The sequence below is a fragment of the Acinetobacter sp. genome, from assembly GCF_045628685.1.
Classification (GTDB): Bacteria; Pseudomonadota; Gammaproteobacteria; order Pseudomonadales; family Moraxellaceae; genus Acinetobacter.
The window spans coordinates 80,218-95,435 of sequence record NZ_JAZQPV010000091.1 but is presented as its reverse complement, the minus strand read 5'-3'; the positions used below and the strand labels follow the sequence as shown (position 1 = coordinate 95,435).

Here is a 15,218-nt window from a genome sequence, read left to right as displayed (position 1 = left end):
TAGGTTAAAGCAGTTCAGAGGAATAGCAACACGATATGATAAGCTAAAGTGTAGCTATGAGGGTGCAGTTGCATTAGCTTGTGTATTTATTTGGCTACCTTTATCGGGTAAATTCTATACTTGAAATGTCAACAGACCCTAGTTTATTTATTTTAAATGGTTGCCAAGCAACAGCACCAATCATGAAAAACAGTATTAGCTTTGAAATGGATAATAAATACTGGCCGGCCTATAGCATAGTTTACAAAAACAATTGGCCATTGTGTGGTAATTTTTATGATAGCGATGGAAATATGCCCGTAAAAAGAAAAACTAGATATTTAACTACAGATAGCTCTTGTAAAGTATCCCCTGAGGGTTATGTCCCTGAACAAATTATTATTGAGTATACACCTTGGTTAACTTATGAAGATCGGGTAAAAGCTGGTCTAGGGAATGTCAGATCTTTTTTTCATTTAGATGAACTGCCTAGAGATAAATGGCCATCAGACGAAGTCTTGCATGCCCATGCCGACAATATAGAAAGAAAAATAATGACTACTATCGATAACCTCCCCCCTACAGCATGGAAACGTATTGTACTTACCCCGCCTAAAAAAGTAGAAAAATACAAATATCAAGTTCCTGAAGGTAAAGGCAATCCTCGTCGTGGCAAAGAAATTCACTATACGATTTCATTAAAACCCGATGGTAGCTACGATATAGAAACCAAAATGTACTGGGTGCAAAAATATACAGAAAAATGGAATTGATATTTTATTTAAATGGCAATATTTAATATTACCATTTTTATTTTTAAACTAGAACAATAATTTAAAATCGACCCTAACTGTAGGGGTAAAGAAGTCTGGGGGGAGGATATAAGGCATCAACAGAATATCAAGAATTAAAATCCAATGTTAAAACAGGTACTGCAACTATTGTTTACTCAACAGATCCTGAGAAGAATGAAATTATTCAAGCCCAGAAATATTTAGACTGGATTAAAGCCAATTACGGAACAGCATTAACATTTAAAGCAGCAACAGGGGTTGAAGCACAATGAAAAAATTAATGCTTTTAATAAGCTCAACTATTAGTCTAATCCTATCAGGCTGTTCAGCTATGCCAATGAAAAATTCAATATCATTTCAAATAAATGATCACTTAAAAGGACAAGACGTTGTTTACAGAAACAACTGGCCTGAATGTAGCAACTTATCAGGAACGCCAGATACGCTAAAAAGGCAGAAATATATTACAACCTATAGTGGCTGTAAGGTATCCCCTGAGGGTTATGTCCCTGAACAAATTATTATTGAGTATACACCTTAGTTAACTTATGAAGATCGGGTAAAAGCTGGTCTAGGGAATGTCAGATCTTTTTTTCATTTAGATGAACTGCCTAGAGATAAATGGCCATCAGACGAGGTCTTGCATGCCCATGCCGACAATATAGAAAGAAAAATAATGACTACTATCGACAACCTTCCCCATACTGCTTGGAAACGGATTGTACTTACTCCCCCTAAAGAAGTAGAAAAATACAAGTATCAAGTTCCTGAAGGGAAAGGCAATCCTCGTCGTGGCAAAAATATCCATTACATCATTTCCTTGAACCCCGATGGTAACTACGATATAGAAACCAAATTGTACTGGGTGCAAAAATATCAAGAAAGGTGGAATTAATATTCTGTGATAAGCATCCCGTGAACCCGCTTGATTTCGGGCGGGCTTCTAATTGTGCGTAGCAATTCCTTAATCCGGCTCATTTTGAGTCGGAAGTTTTTTCAGCAGATCGCTCAGAGAAGTATAGGAATCCAGTCCGTTCAGTTCGGCTGAATGAATTAAGGCTGAGTTTAAAGTTCCTATTCTTATGGATGTCACCTAAACTCAAATTCAATCTCAGAAATAATTTATATTAGTATTCAATATCCACCATTTGAATAAACTCAAAAGCAGGCTCTTCATAAGGATGGCTGGCCTTGAGTACTTTTGCCACATCAGATGCTTTTTCTTCCGGTACAAGGATTTCCACACGCCATTCCTCAACCTTTTCAAGTTCTCCGACTTCGCCAATAAACGGATTTGCACCTTTCACTGGCTTAAATTGTCCTGTGCCTAATACTTGCCAGGCACAATGTTCATAATTACCAATTCCCCCTGCCCCAGCTTCAAATACTGCCCGTTTAGTAGATTCAAGATGCGCTTCAGGAACGTAATAAATCAGTTTAAGCATGCTATAACCCCGTACAATAAAGATTGTTTTATCTTAGTCCTAAAATATCGATTCATTTGTATGAAACTTTATTTAGCCTTCATCAAAACTTTAGAAAGCTAATCATATTAAATACAAGCGCCTATTACTTTTCGTGACATTTCTCTGACAGTTCAAGCTTTTACATCGATCAAAAAACAAACTACCTTACCCATACCACTCAATTTTATAACTTCGGGTTCGAAATTTTAATTTCCATCTCGGGCATGACAATACTATTTTCATTACACCAATAGTCTTTCTAATTAAACAGTCCAACATGTTCAGGTATTCCATACCTACTGTTTCTCTGACTTTCATCTGGTGTAGGCAACTGGAGAAAATCAATGCTATTCATCATCAGTCTGCTTATTCAATTTTTTACCGTATGGGCCATTTTCTTTTTTGGGCTCAGCCGTAATACCGGTGCGATCACCACCATTATTGTGGCAGTCGCCACTGCATTTATAAGTCCATGGTCGCTGATTTTTGGTATTCCACTCATTCTCATCAGTTTAGTTGTGATGATTGAACCTTTAAGGATGGCATTGATTACCAAGCCTGCCTATAAGACTCTGGCAAATGCCATGCCGACAATGAGCGTCACAGAACGTGAAGCCTTGGATGCGGGCACCAGCTGGTGGGAAAAAGACCTGTTTATGGGGGCACCGGACTGGTCCAAGTTTGAAAGTTATCCTTATCCTACTCTTTCGGCAGAAGAACAATCATTTCTGGATAATGAAGTAGAACATTTATGCTCAATGCTGAATGACTGGGAGATCCATCATCACCTTAAAGACTTGCCTCCTGAAGCCTGGACTTACATTCGGGAAAATGGTTTTTTAGGCCTGATTATTCCCAAGGAGTATGGCGGTCGTGCCTTTAGTTCATTTGCCCAAAGCCGGATTATGAGCAAGATTGCTTCGCGCTCCTTAACGGCTGCCGTGAGCTGTATGGTGCCAAACTCTTTAGGACCAGGTGAATTATTACTGCATTATGGAACTGAAGAGCAAAAGAATCGCTATTTACCGGGATTGGCCAAAGGTAAAGAAATTCCCTGTTTTGGTTTAACCAGCCCAGAAGCCGGTTCCGATGCAGGGGCAATTCCGGATACGGGTGTGGTCTGTTATGGCGAATTTGAAGGCCAGCAAGTGCTTGGCTTACGCATGCACTTTTCTAAACGCTGGATTACCCTCGCTCCGATTGCGACCGTGATTGGTTTGGCTTTCAAATTGTATGATCCAGATGGGCTATTAGGTGATAAAAATAAAGTCGAATACGGTATTACCTGCGCGCTGATTCCTGCTAGTCATGAGGGCGTAAAAGTGGGTGCACGACATAATCCCGGCTCGCCTTTTATGAACGGAACGGTCGATGGTAAAGATGTTTTTATTCCTCTGGACTGGATTATCGGTGGTTCGAAAAATATTGGTAAAGGCTGGCGGATGCTGATGGAATGTCTGGCGGTCGGTCGCGGTATTTCCTTACCTGCCCTATCGACTGCAGCCAGTGAAATAACGTACTTAACCGTGGGGGCTTTTGCCAAAATCCGTCAGCAATTCAAAATTTCTGTGGGTAAATTTGAAGGCGTGCAGGAAGCCACCAGTGATATCGCCAGTGATACTTACATGCTGGAAGCTTTTCGATATTTGGTTACCTGTGGTCTCAATCAAGGCGGTAAGCCTGCAGTGATGACCGCAATGGCAAAATACTATGCCACGGAAACTATGCGCCGTGTGGTCAATCATGGTATGGATGTGGTTGGTGGTCGTGCCGTACAAATGGGACCACGGAACTTCCTATCCTTGTATTATCAAACTATTCCCGTGTCGATTACTGTTGAAGGCGCTAACATCCTCAGTCGTTCCTTAATGATTTTTGGTCAAGGTTCCATGCGTTGCCATCCTTATCTGTTTGAGGAATTACAACTGCTGCAAGCCAAGGATAAAGATACTGCACTCACCACTTTTAACGAGATGCTGTTTAAACACTTAGGCTATACCTTTAACCGTACTGCACGTGCATTTGCGTATGGATATGTTGGCGGCTCTTCAGATGCACCAAAAAGTGCCGATGAATTTACCCGTCCGTATTACAAAATCATCAACCGTTTAAGTGCCGACTTTTCACTGACTGCCGATATGTGTCTAGGCTTGCTCGCGGGGGATATTAAACGTAAAGAAATGCTTTCCGGACGTTTGGCAGATATTCATGCCAACCTGTTTATTAGCACCGCGATTGTTAAATATTATGAACATGGCAAAAAAACCGAGGCTGAACAGGTTCATGCAAAACTCGCACTGGAAAAATCCCTGTTTAATGCACAAGAAGCTTTTTATGGTCTGTTCGATAATTTTCCTGTCGGCTTTGCAGCTGGCTTAGTCAAATTCATTTGTTTCCCGCTTGGCCGTCCTGTAAACAAACCAAGTGATGCCTTAAAGCAACAAGTTGGCGAGATCATTATGCAAGACAATGCCTTCCGTAATGAATTGAAAACGCATGTATTCTATAACACCGATGCGGATGATGTGACTGGTCGCATGGAATCGACTTTTAACATGTTGCTTGAGTTAGAACCGCTGTGGGACAAGTTCAAAAAAGCCGAATCGAAAGGGCAATTTAAAGGTTTAACTTTTGATGAACGTCTTGCAGATGCGGTAGAGATAGGTTTTGTGACTCAAGAGGAAGCAGCAAGTCTTCTCACCTACAATGTCAAACGCTACGACAGTATGCTGACTGACGTTTTTGATTCTGAACTTGATCAAGCACTGGAACTGGAAAATCCTTATAATGATGAGGAAGAATCCGCACCTATGCCTGATCCAAAACAGCAGGAACCGTTATCACCATAAAAATTTCAGCAATAAAAACGGCTGATTGCAGCCGTTTTTTATAAGTTAATTAAAAATAAATTTAAATATATTTCTAGTTCATAATCTCTTTTATTGAATTTAATTCTAAATATAAAAAAAATTGGTACACCTTATTTTTCTCGAACTTCAAAGGGGCGGTATAGCAAAATGAAAAAATTAATACTTTTAATAAGCTTAACGACTAGTCTAGTCCTATCAGGCTGTTCAATTATGCCAATGAAAAATTCAGTATCATTTCAAATAAATGATCACTTAAAAGGACAAGACGTTGTTTACAAAAACAACTGGCCATTGTGCGGTAATTTTTATGATAGCGATGGAAATATGCCTGTAAAAAGAAAAACTAAATATTTAACTACAGATAGCTCTTGCAAAGTCGAGCCAGAAGGCTATGTCCCTGAACAAATTATTATTGAGTATGCTCCGTGGTTAACGTATGAGGATCAGCAAAAAATTCCTGAGCTTAAAGGGAAAAAAGTTATCATTACTGGTGATAGAGTAACTCCTTATGGGATTACGAAAGATGCATTTATAGGTAAGGATGAAAATGCGCTTAAATACAATACAACCATTCTTAAGAAAAATATTGAATCTGCTATCGACAAACTCCCCCCTACTGCCTGGAAACGGATTGTACTCACTCCTCTTAAAGATATAGAAAAATACAAGTACCAAGTCCCTGAAGGGAAAGGTAATCGTAGTCGAGGTAAAGAGATTCATTACCTTATTTCCCTTAACCCTGATGGTAGCTACAGCATAGAAACCAAATTGTACTGGGTCCAAAAATATCAATTAAAATGGAATTGATACTTTATTTGAAATGGATCAAAGCTAATTATGGGACAACATTAATATTTAAACCTGCAAGTGAAGTTAAAGAAAAATGAAAATAAAATTAATAATAATGAGCAGTTTATCTATTCTAAATGGCTGTCAAGTAACCGCACCCCTGATGAAGAATAATATTACTTTTGTTGTAGGGCCATCAGACTTTGAGCATAACTTTGTTTTTAAAAACAACTGGCCATTGTGCGGTAATTTTTATGATATCGATGGAAATATGCCTGTAAAAAGAAAAACTAAATATCTAACTACGGATAACACTTGCAAAGTCGAGCCAGAAGGCTATGTCCCTGAACAGATTATTATTGAATATGCACCATGGTTAACGTATGAAGAGCGGGTAAAAGCTGGTCTAGGGAATGCCAGATCTTTTTTTCATTTAGATGAACTGTCTAGAGATAAATGGCCATCAGATGAGGTCTTACATGCCTATGCAGACGATGTAGAAAGAAAAATAATGACTACTATCGATAACCTCCCTTCTACTGTCTGGAAACAGATTGTACTTACTCCTCCTAAAGATATAGAAAAATATAAGTACCAAGTTCCCGAAGGGAAAGGTAACGCTCGTCGTGGCAAGGAAATTCATTATACGATTTCATTAAAACCTGATGGTAGTTACAGCATAGAAACCAAATTGTACTGGATTCAAAAATATCAAAGATATTGGAATTGATACTTTATTTGAAATGGATCAAAGTTAATTATGGGACAACATTAACATTTAAACTTGCAAGTGAAGTTAAAGAAAAATGAAAATAAAATTAATAATAATGAGCAGTTTATTTATTTTAAATGGCTGTCAAGTAACCGCACCAATTATGAAAAATAGAATTAATTTTGAAATGGATAATAAATATTGGCCGGTCTATAGCATAGTTTACAAAAACAATTGGCCTGAATGTGGCAACTTATCAGGAACACCAGATGTGATAAAAAAGCAAAGATATATTACAACTTATAGTAGCTGTAAGGTATCTCCCGAGGGGTATGTTCCTGAACAAATTATTATTGAATATGCACCTTGGTTGACCATGGAACAAGTACAAACAATATTAGGAGAGTATCCTCAAAAGGCTTTAAGTGACATCGTACTAGGCTTTGCTACAGAAAAAGAGAAAAATGAATTTAATATGTGGAATATCAAGCAACAGGATTTTATAGAGAAAATTCCAGTTACTGCCTGGAAACGGATTGTACTCACCCCTCTTAAAGATATAGAAAAATACAAGTACCAAGTCCCTGAAGGGAAAGGTAATCGTAGTCGAGGTAAAAATATCCATTACATTATTTCCCTTAGCCCCGATGGTAGCTACAGCATAGAAACCAAATTGTACTGGGTTCAAAAATATCAATTAAACTGGAATTAATATTTTATTTAGAATATTAAATCATATGGCTAACGACATGGAGGTCGCATGTTTGGTAGGGATACAAGGACATATCCTCTACCAAACAAAGCATTTTTATCTTGCGGACTCAAAGTATCAATATAAAAAAACCACCTCACGGTGGCTTTTCAAATTTAAAAAATTAAGAATTTTGAACTAAATAACTACCTATTAAGAACAACATTTGTAGTCCAACGACTGCCATAAAAAACATCCAGCCTTTTTTACGTAAAGTCGCTTTATCAATTGTTGTATATGTCACAGTTTTTGGCATTGTGTCACCTCACTTCGAGATTGAGTCCTGAACTTATATTTAGTGAATCATCTTTCTTCCATATTGCATTGCTTGTGAATAAAAAATAAAAATACTCTTTCACTCCAATATAAAAGCAAAATCCAAACCAAGTCCAGTGAGGAGAAGAAGTAAGTTAAAAAAAATCAAAAGATTTAAAAGCAAAAAACCACCGAATGATGGCAATTGATGAAGCGAGTATGAATAAAAAAATTTATTTACATTATCCAGTTATAAGCATAGCTATCGAGTCGCTATCCTGAATAATATTAGCAAACTCCCCAAAATGGCCCTTCTGGACGTGCGAATTCGCAGTTAAATGGTGAATTATTAAACCATCCTGCACCAGTATCCCATTCCAGTTCTTCTAGATTAAGTTGTTGTTGCTCGTTATATGCTTTAAATGCCATGTTATAGCATGATTGGAATGTTGGATTATTTACACGTGCCTGATATTCCTGATCGAATTTAGTACGCTGTGCTGGAGGTAACTGACTAATGGTGGGTAATTGAGACATAAGTTTAGCGGCTACAGGATCGCATTGTTGAGCCATTTTTACTTGGAATGCTAAACGTTTTTTCGCTTTTTCCTGGGCATGCTGTGCTTTCTGCTCGGGGGTCATTGCACAAGCAGCTAGAATTATACAAATCGCGGTTAAACAAAATAGATTTATTCTTTTCATCTTGTGGATCCTCTAGGGTTTTGCTTTTTCATGTTTTAACTAGCTTACGCCTCTCATTTTTTTTTATATTTATGATTCTTAATAGTCTTATGGTTAATTTGTAACCTGTTTTCATAAATTAATTATAATAATCAACAAATAATCCTAAGCTTTATTCAATCTTCTGATCCAGTATTTCAAGTACATATTTATTTTAAAATCGGACATTTAAATAAAAAAAGGGCCGCTCTTGCGACCCTTTTCATTATTTAAATTGGATTAACCAATAAACTTACGTGCATTACGGAACATGCGTAACCATGCACCATCTTCAGTCCACTCTTCAGGTTTCCAAGAATGCTGAACTGCACGGAAGTTACGTTCAGGGTGCGGCATCATAATTGTTGCACGACCGTCGATAGACGTCACACCTGTAATCGCTTCCGGTGAACCGTTCGGATTCAATGGATATTGTTGCGTTGCATTCCCCAAGCTATCTACATAACGTAGGCTGACCTGGTTGCCTGCATTTAATGCAGCGATATTTTCCGCACTTGCAACGACGCGACCTTCACCATGCGCAACCGCAATTGGTAAAATCGAACCTTCCATACCTTCTAACAGGATCGAATGAGACTTTTCAACACGAACATTAACAGCACGCGCTTCGAACATCTCAGACGTATTACGGTGGAAACGTGGCCAAGCATCGGCACCCGGAATCAATGGAGCAAGTTGCGATAACATTTGACAACCGTTACAAATCCCTAGAGAGAAGGTTTCTTGACGATGGAAGAATTTCTCGAACTGGTCACGAAGTTTAGGGTTGAATAGAACTGATTTCGCCCAACCACCGCCTGCGCCCATCACGTCACCGTAAGAGAAACCACCACAAGTTACCAGACCTTCAAAGTCATCCAGATCAATACGACCCGCGATAAGATCACTCATGTGAACATCGATAGTGTTGAAGCCCACTTTGTCAAATGCCGCAGCCATTTCAACATGACCATTTACGCCCTGTTCACGCAAGATCACCATGTTTGGACGACGTGAATTAATAAACGGCGCTTCAACAGGTTCATTCAAATCAAATGTTGGCTGTGCAATGATACCTTTGTGATTCTTGTCTATGATTAAAGCAAACTCGGAATTTGCAGTTTCCACGTTGTCACGCAGGCGCTGGATTTGGTGAGACACTTCAGTCCAAGCCACTTGCAAGTCGCTACGTTCAAGTACCAGATCATTAATCGACAATTGATCGGTATTGTTTACACGCCCAACGACGCTAATTGCATCTTTCAATACTGATTCAGCAACTTCAACTTGAAGTGCATCCCAATCGCTTGCCGCGATTTGAAGTACAGCACCAATTTCTTCAGCAAACAAGCTTTCAGTCGATTGATCTTCAAGTGCTACACCCAAACGTGAAGCAAACATCATTTCTGCAACAGTCGCGAGCAAACCACCATCACCGATGTCATGGTAAGCCTTCACCAAGCCACGGTTGTTCCAGTCTTGAACCAAGGCAAAGAATGCTTTGAAGTCATCGAAGCTGTCGACATCCGGGGTTACAGAACCAATGGCTTTGTAAACCTGAGCAAGGATCGAACCGCCCAAACGGAACTGACCTTTAGACAAGTCAATGCGTACCAGTACTGAATCTTCATTTTTCAATTCAGGTGTTAATGTTTTACGCACATCACCAACTGGTGCGAATGCGGTAATTACACCAGTCATTGGTGAAGTAACGGATTTGTCGGTACCTTCGTCGTTCCAGGTGGTACGCATAGACAACGAGTCTTTACCGACTGGAATTGCGATACCAAGGGCTGGACACATTTCCATACCAATGGCTTTAACACCTTCAAATAGCGCTTGGTCTTCGCCTTTTTGGCCTGCAGCTGCCATCCAGTTCGCAGACAACTTAATGTCGCTGATCTGTTCAATGTTGGCACACATGATGTTTGAAATTGACTCAGCCACAGCCAAACGGGCAGACGCAGCAGGATTCAACAAGGCAACCGGAGGACGTTCACCCATCGCCATTGCTTCACCGGTGTAACCGACAAGGCTTGTGGTTGTTACTGCAGCATCCGCTACAGGAACCTGCCAGCGACCGACCATTTGGTCACGTGCAACCATACCGGTAATCGAACGGTCACCAATGGTGATCAGGAACGATTTAGAGGCAACGGTTGGATTTTTAAGAACACGGTAAATCGCATCTTTCAAGTCAATATTTGCCGCAGTGAAGGCATCGCCTTTACGTTCAATGGTTTCATATGAACGGCTCATGCGAGGTGTACCACCCAGCATCACTTGCATCGGCATATCCACAGCTTTATTACCAAACAATGGATCTTCAACCGTCAAATGACGTGCTTCAGTCGCTTCACCTAACACGGCAAACGGACAACGTTCACGTGCACAGATCGATTCAAATAATTCGAGTGAAGATGGACGAATTGCCAATACATAACGTTCTTGCGCTTCGTTCGACCAGATTTCCATTGGAGACATGCCTGGCTCTAATGAAGGAATCTTACGAAGATTCAAGACTGCACCGAGTTCGTGATCGTTCACGAGTTCTGGCATTGCATTCGATACACCGCCTGCACCTACGTCATGTATAGACACGATTGGATTGGCATCTTCAAAGCGCCAGCAGGTATCAATCACTTCCTGGCAACGGCGTTCCATTTCCGGGTTTTCACGTTGTACTGAAGCGAAATCCAGGTTCTCACCGAGTTTACCGCTATCTACAGAAGATGCTGCGCCACCGCCTAAACCGATGAGCATTGCAGGACCACCCAGAACAATGAGCAAATCGCCCGGTTGGATTGGATCTTTTTCTACATGGTCAGGACGGATATTACCGTAACCACCGGCAATCATAATGGGTTTGTGAAAACCTTTTACATCACCATTTACATTTTGTTCGAACGTACGGAAGTAACCATTTAACGCAGGACGACCAAATTCGTTATTAAATGCAGCACCACCTAAAGGACCATCAATCATGATCTGGAGTGGAGATGCCATACGCGATGGTTTGCCGTAATTGTCTTCCCAAGGTTGTTCAAAACCAGGAATATTCAAATTAGATACGGTGAAGCCAGTTAAACCTGCTTTTGGTTTACCGCCACGACCTGTTGCGCCTTCATCACGAATTTCACCACCTGAACCTGTCGCAGCACCGGCAAATGGTGCAATCGCTGTTGGATGGTTGTGAGTTTCCACTTTCATGAGGATATGAGCAGCCTGGCTCTTGTATTTATAAACGTGGTGACCGTTTTCATCCGGTTTTGGATAGAAACGTTGCGTGTCATAACCCACAATTACAGAAGCGTTGTCTTTATATGCCGACAATACATCTGCAGGAGATTCTTTATAGGTGTTTTTAATCATCTGGAACAATGACAATGGCTGTTTTTCACCATCAATGGTCCATTCTGAACCGAAGATTTTATGACGGCAATGCTCAGAGTTTGCTTGTGCAAACATCATCAGCTCGATGTCATGTGGGTTACGACCCATCTTGATAAATGCTTCGGTTAAGTAATCAATTTCTTCATCAGACAATGCAAAACCAAATTCAGAGTTGGCTTTCACCAGTGCTTCTTTACCTTGACCTAAAATATCAATGCTATTTAAAGGTTTTGGTTCAGTCTCGTTAAACAAGGCAACCGCATCATCAATTTGATTGAAAATGCTTTCAGTCATACGGTCATGCAATGCCAGTTTTACTTCATTCGATATTTCAGAAATACCCTTTAAGGTAAACAAAACACCGCGTTCAAGGCGGTGTATTGGGGTATTACAGTTGGCAAAAATATCAGTCGCTTTAGAAGACCACGGAGAGATTGTCCCCAAACGCGGTGTTACAAGAACTTGAATTTCATCACTTGCCGCCTGGCGAACTTCAAAAGACGCACCGTCATTTAACAGTTGTAATGCAGATTGATGCTGCTGCTCGTTGAGCGCTTGATCAAACAGATAAATCCATTGACTTTCAATTGATTGAACAGAACTCATTGACGCTAAACGGTTTAAGAGTTGAGTTTTCTTAAAAGAAGAGTGTGCTGGTGCACCGGCCACGATAAACATGCTGATTTTGGCTCCACGGGCAGGTCTTGGGGACCATACCGCCAATGTGACTTAGAGAGAGCGCATATTCTACTTCGTATTGACCAAATCAGCTAGATAGAAATTCACGAATGTGCCGCCTATTCATGCAAGAAGCCTTAATATTACTTTAATTTTCATGTAAAAATTTTTAATTTCGTCTATCTCGGATTGTTTAGCATCTTGTTTCTAAATATGATTTAAAACCTTCTAACTAGATAACCTATCAACGGTTTTCAGTAGATGAACCATTGCTTCGACTGCAATTTTAAGTGACTTTGGATCAACCAGATCAATGCGGTCACTAGTGCTGTGTGAGTACGCTACACACTCAAGTACATCACCTTTCACTTGTTTATTAAATAGAATTATCGAGGTTCTAATCTACCCTATTTTCAACCTTTGAAGCCGTACGATCAAATGTGATTAAAGACATTCCGATAAGGTGAAACATTTTTTTCTCTTTATATACACCATTCACAATGACAAATCATGTCGCTCCACTCTAGTCTGTTGGTCTTTTTTTTGGCATGATGATTTCAGGTCGTCACTGAACAATGATAAATGGAACAAATGCGTTGGTTAGAACTGCTTTCGACAGTTCGTATTGGTAGCAAAAAACAAAGTACAGAACAGGCACGTAGCCCATTCCATAAAGATTATGACCGCATTATTTTCTCGCAAAGTTTTCGCCAGTTAAACCGAAAAACCCAGGTTCATCCGCTGACACAGCATGACGGCATTCATACCCGTTTGACCCATTCACTGGAAGTGTCCTGTATCGGTCGTTCACTCGGCATGTTGGCAGCTGAAAAAATTAAAGATCAACTTCCGGTATGGATTTCCCCAGCTGATGTCGGAGCAATTATTCAAGCAGCCTGTCTGGCGCATGATATTGGTAATCCGCCTTTTGGACATGCCGGTGAATATGCGATTCGCGAATGGTTTGATGATGCTTCACACGGAAACTTTTTAGCAAAGCTCTCGCCTGAGGAACAGGCCGATGTACGCCAGTTTGAAGGCAATGCCCAAGGTTTACGCTTACTGACCAAAATTGACTATCATCCGAATGATGGCGGCATGCGTCTAACTTACGCAACCTTAGGAGCTTACTTAAAGTACCCATGGCTGTCTAAAACCATTGCCTCTCAAGGTGGCCGCCCTGCCAGTCAACGGGCAAAGTTTGGTTGTTATCAGTCCGAAAAAGAGGTGTTGAAGCAAATTGCCGAACAACTGGGTTTAATTCAGCTCGGTGAATATCACTATTGCCGTCATCCACTGACCTACTTATTAGAAGCAGCAGATGACATTTGCTATGCGCTGATTGATCTGGAAGATGGCATTATTTTAAACATGCTGTCTTATGAAGAAGTGGAACCTATTTTCCTTGATCTGATTGCGGATTATGGAATACCCCAAGAACTGTCTATACCCACTATGACTTGGCAGCAAAAAATTGCCGCTTTACGGGGACGAGTCATGAAACGTCTGGTGGATGAAGTAACCACAGCATTTGCCAAACATCATTATGAAATTTTGTCTGGGCAACTCAAGGGCAGCTTGTTGCAATATTGCTCCCAAGATATTGAACGCGGTATTAACCGGGCGAAGAACTTGGCGCGTGACAAAATTTTTGAACATCCGCAAAAAGCCGGTTTGGAGATTATTGCCCATCAAAGTCTGCAAAATATTTTAGAGGCTTTTATTCCTTTAACCACACCGCATAAGACTTTAAGTTTTAAAGAACAGCGTTTAATGTCGATGCTGCAACGTGCAGGGGTGAATTTTGAAAGTAATCACTATGAAAATATTATGCAGGTCTTGGATATTATTTCGAAGTTTTCAGACCATCAAGCCTATAACCTGTCGCAAGAATTACAGGGCAATAAAGCCGGCTTGATCTAAAAGTTTTGCAGATATTTTGACCAGGATTTTTGTGAAATTTAAAAAATATGCGTGTGCATTTTGCCTTTCATGCAAATGCTCACTACTATGCAACCAACGATAGCTAAGTGAAAAATTAAAATGATTGGATGTCTCATTGGTGAAGTATTTGCTTTGGAAGCACCGACAGTACTATTAAATGTAAATGGCGTGGGCTATGAAGTGGATACACCGCTTTCTACATTTTGCCAATTACAAAAGGGGCAAAAGGTAACGCTATGGACGCATTTAACCGTTCGTGAAGATGCACAATTGCTTTACGGTTTTTTAGATGCACAAGAGAAAACCATTTTCCGTACCTTACTGAAAGTAAACGGCGTTGGTCCTAAAATGGCGTTGGGTATTTTATCGACTTTGAGTATCAACCTGCTCATTCATACCGTTGAAAATGAAGACCTGAATACACTGGTTAAGGTTCCGGGTGTCGGCAAAAAGACCGCTGAACGCCTGATGATTGAACTTCGCGACCGCTTTAAAGCCATGTCTTCAGGCAATGTGCCGACTAATTCAACAGCGCCCCAAATTCAGTTTATGGGTAATTCGGCGGTTGCTGAAGCAGAAGCAGCGTTGCAATCATTGGGTTATAAACCTGCTGAAGCTCAAAAACTAATTAATGCCGTGAAAGGTGATTACACTGAAGCCAGTGATATTATCCGTGCAGCTCTTAAATCAATGAACAAATAACGTCATTATTTAAAATTATAGATGTAAATAGATGCAATGAAAGGCAGCATGGATGCTGCCGCAGAAATATGGCATACGGACATGCCATTATTTCTGCAAAGGGTTTTGTTACTTTTGCCTATCAAAAGTAAAGTTATGCCTACACAATGGCATCTAAACTCAGAT

Annotated in this window: 13 protein-coding genes and 1 pseudogene; 10 read left to right on the top strand and 4 right to left on the bottom strand. The window is 40.2% G+C overall.

Translation table 11 applies throughout. The features are described from left to right. The 4 genes and pseudogenes from ACKI4H_RS12155 to ACKI4H_RS12140 all read left to right on the top strand — a co-directional run. Positions 1–124, top strand: a pseudogene (locus tag ACKI4H_RS12155) (IS5/IS1182 family transposase); the annotation flags it as partial. 1 nt (position 125) lies between these two features. Continuing rightward, the gene (locus ACKI4H_RS12150) at positions 126–752 is read left to right on the top strand and encodes a hypothetical protein (protein ID WP_407306082.1); all 627 of its coding nucleotides are present in this window, start codon (positions 126–128) and stop codon (positions 750–752) included. A gap of 289 nt (positions 753–1,041) precedes the next feature. Beyond that, positions 1,042–1,314 carry a hypothetical protein gene (locus ACKI4H_RS12145; protein WP_407306079.1) on the top strand — a complete coding sequence of 91 codons (273 nt, stop codon included), beginning with the start codon at positions 1,042–1,044 and terminating at the stop codon, positions 1,312–1,314. 135 nt (positions 1,315–1,449) lie between these two features. After that, positions 1,450–1,668 (top strand): hypothetical protein, encoded by a 219-nt coding sequence (locus ACKI4H_RS12140; protein ID WP_407306076.1) that lies wholly within the window; start codon positions 1,450–1,452, stop codon positions 1,666–1,668. 232 nt (positions 1,669–1,900) lie between these two features. On the opposite strand, the gene ACKI4H_RS12135 is transcribed toward ACKI4H_RS12140, so the two are convergent. Then, positions 1,901–2,218: an NGG1p interacting factor NIF3 gene (locus ACKI4H_RS12135; protein ID WP_407306073.1), complete on the bottom strand. Its 318-nt coding sequence runs from the start codon at positions 2,216–2,218 to the stop codon at positions 1,901–1,903. 365 nt (positions 2,219–2,583) lie between these two features. Between ACKI4H_RS12135 and ACKI4H_RS12130 the strand changes: the two genes are divergently transcribed. From ACKI4H_RS12130 to ACKI4H_RS12115, 4 genes are all read left to right on the top strand, one after another. Further along, entirely contained in the window at positions 2,584–5,088 is a 2,505-nt protein-coding gene (locus tag ACKI4H_RS12130; protein WP_407306070.1) for an acyl-CoA dehydrogenase, read from the top strand. Between the two features lie 231 nt (positions 5,089–5,319). After that, complete coding sequence (locus tag ACKI4H_RS12125) at positions 5,320–5,916, top strand: hypothetical protein (RefSeq protein ID WP_407306068.1); 597 nt, start codon at positions 5,320–5,322, stop codon at positions 5,914–5,916. 76 nt (positions 5,917–5,992) lie between these two features. Beyond that, positions 5,993–6,628 (top strand): hypothetical protein, encoded by a 636-nt coding sequence (locus ACKI4H_RS12120; protein WP_407306065.1) that lies wholly within the window; start codon positions 5,993–5,995, stop codon positions 6,626–6,628. A gap of 76 nt (positions 6,629–6,704) precedes the next feature. Then, the gene (locus ACKI4H_RS12115) at positions 6,705–7,322 is read left to right on the top strand and encodes a hypothetical protein (RefSeq protein ID WP_407306063.1); all 618 of its coding nucleotides are present in this window, start codon (positions 6,705–6,707) and stop codon (positions 7,320–7,322) included. A 163-nt stretch (positions 7,323–7,485) separates the two neighbouring features. Here ACKI4H_RS12115 and ACKI4H_RS12110 read toward each other — a convergent pair whose 3' ends face one another. The 3 genes from ACKI4H_RS12110 to purL form a co-directional block, all read right to left on the bottom strand. Beyond that, entirely contained in the window at positions 7,486–7,617 is a 132-nt protein-coding gene (locus ACKI4H_RS12110) for a KGW motif small protein (protein ID WP_407306060.1), read from the bottom strand. Positions 7,618–7,904: 287 nt separating this feature from the next. After that, complete coding sequence (locus ACKI4H_RS12105) at positions 7,905–8,318, bottom strand: hypothetical protein (RefSeq protein ID WP_407306058.1); 414 nt, start codon at positions 8,316–8,318, stop codon at positions 7,905–7,907. Positions 8,319–8,576: 258 nt separating this feature from the next. Continuing rightward, a complete protein-coding gene (gene purL / locus ACKI4H_RS12100) occupies positions 8,577–12,407 on the bottom strand; it encodes a phosphoribosylformylglycinamidine synthase (protein ID WP_407306055.1) in 3,831 nt (1,276 codons plus the stop codon). A 582-nt stretch (positions 12,408–12,989) separates the two neighbouring features. Between purL and ACKI4H_RS12095 the strand changes: the two genes are divergently transcribed. Continuing rightward, on the top strand, positions 12,990–14,330 hold the full coding sequence (locus ACKI4H_RS12095) for a deoxyguanosinetriphosphate triphosphohydrolase (RefSeq protein ID WP_407306052.1): 1,341 nt from the start codon (positions 12,990–12,992) through the stop codon (positions 14,328–14,330). Positions 14,331–14,450: 120 nt separating this feature from the next. Next, a complete protein-coding gene (gene ruvA / locus ACKI4H_RS12090; protein ID WP_407306050.1) occupies positions 14,451–15,053 on the top strand; it encodes a Holliday junction branch migration protein RuvA in 603 nt (200 codons plus the stop codon). Positions 15,054–15,218 lie beyond the last annotated feature (165 nt).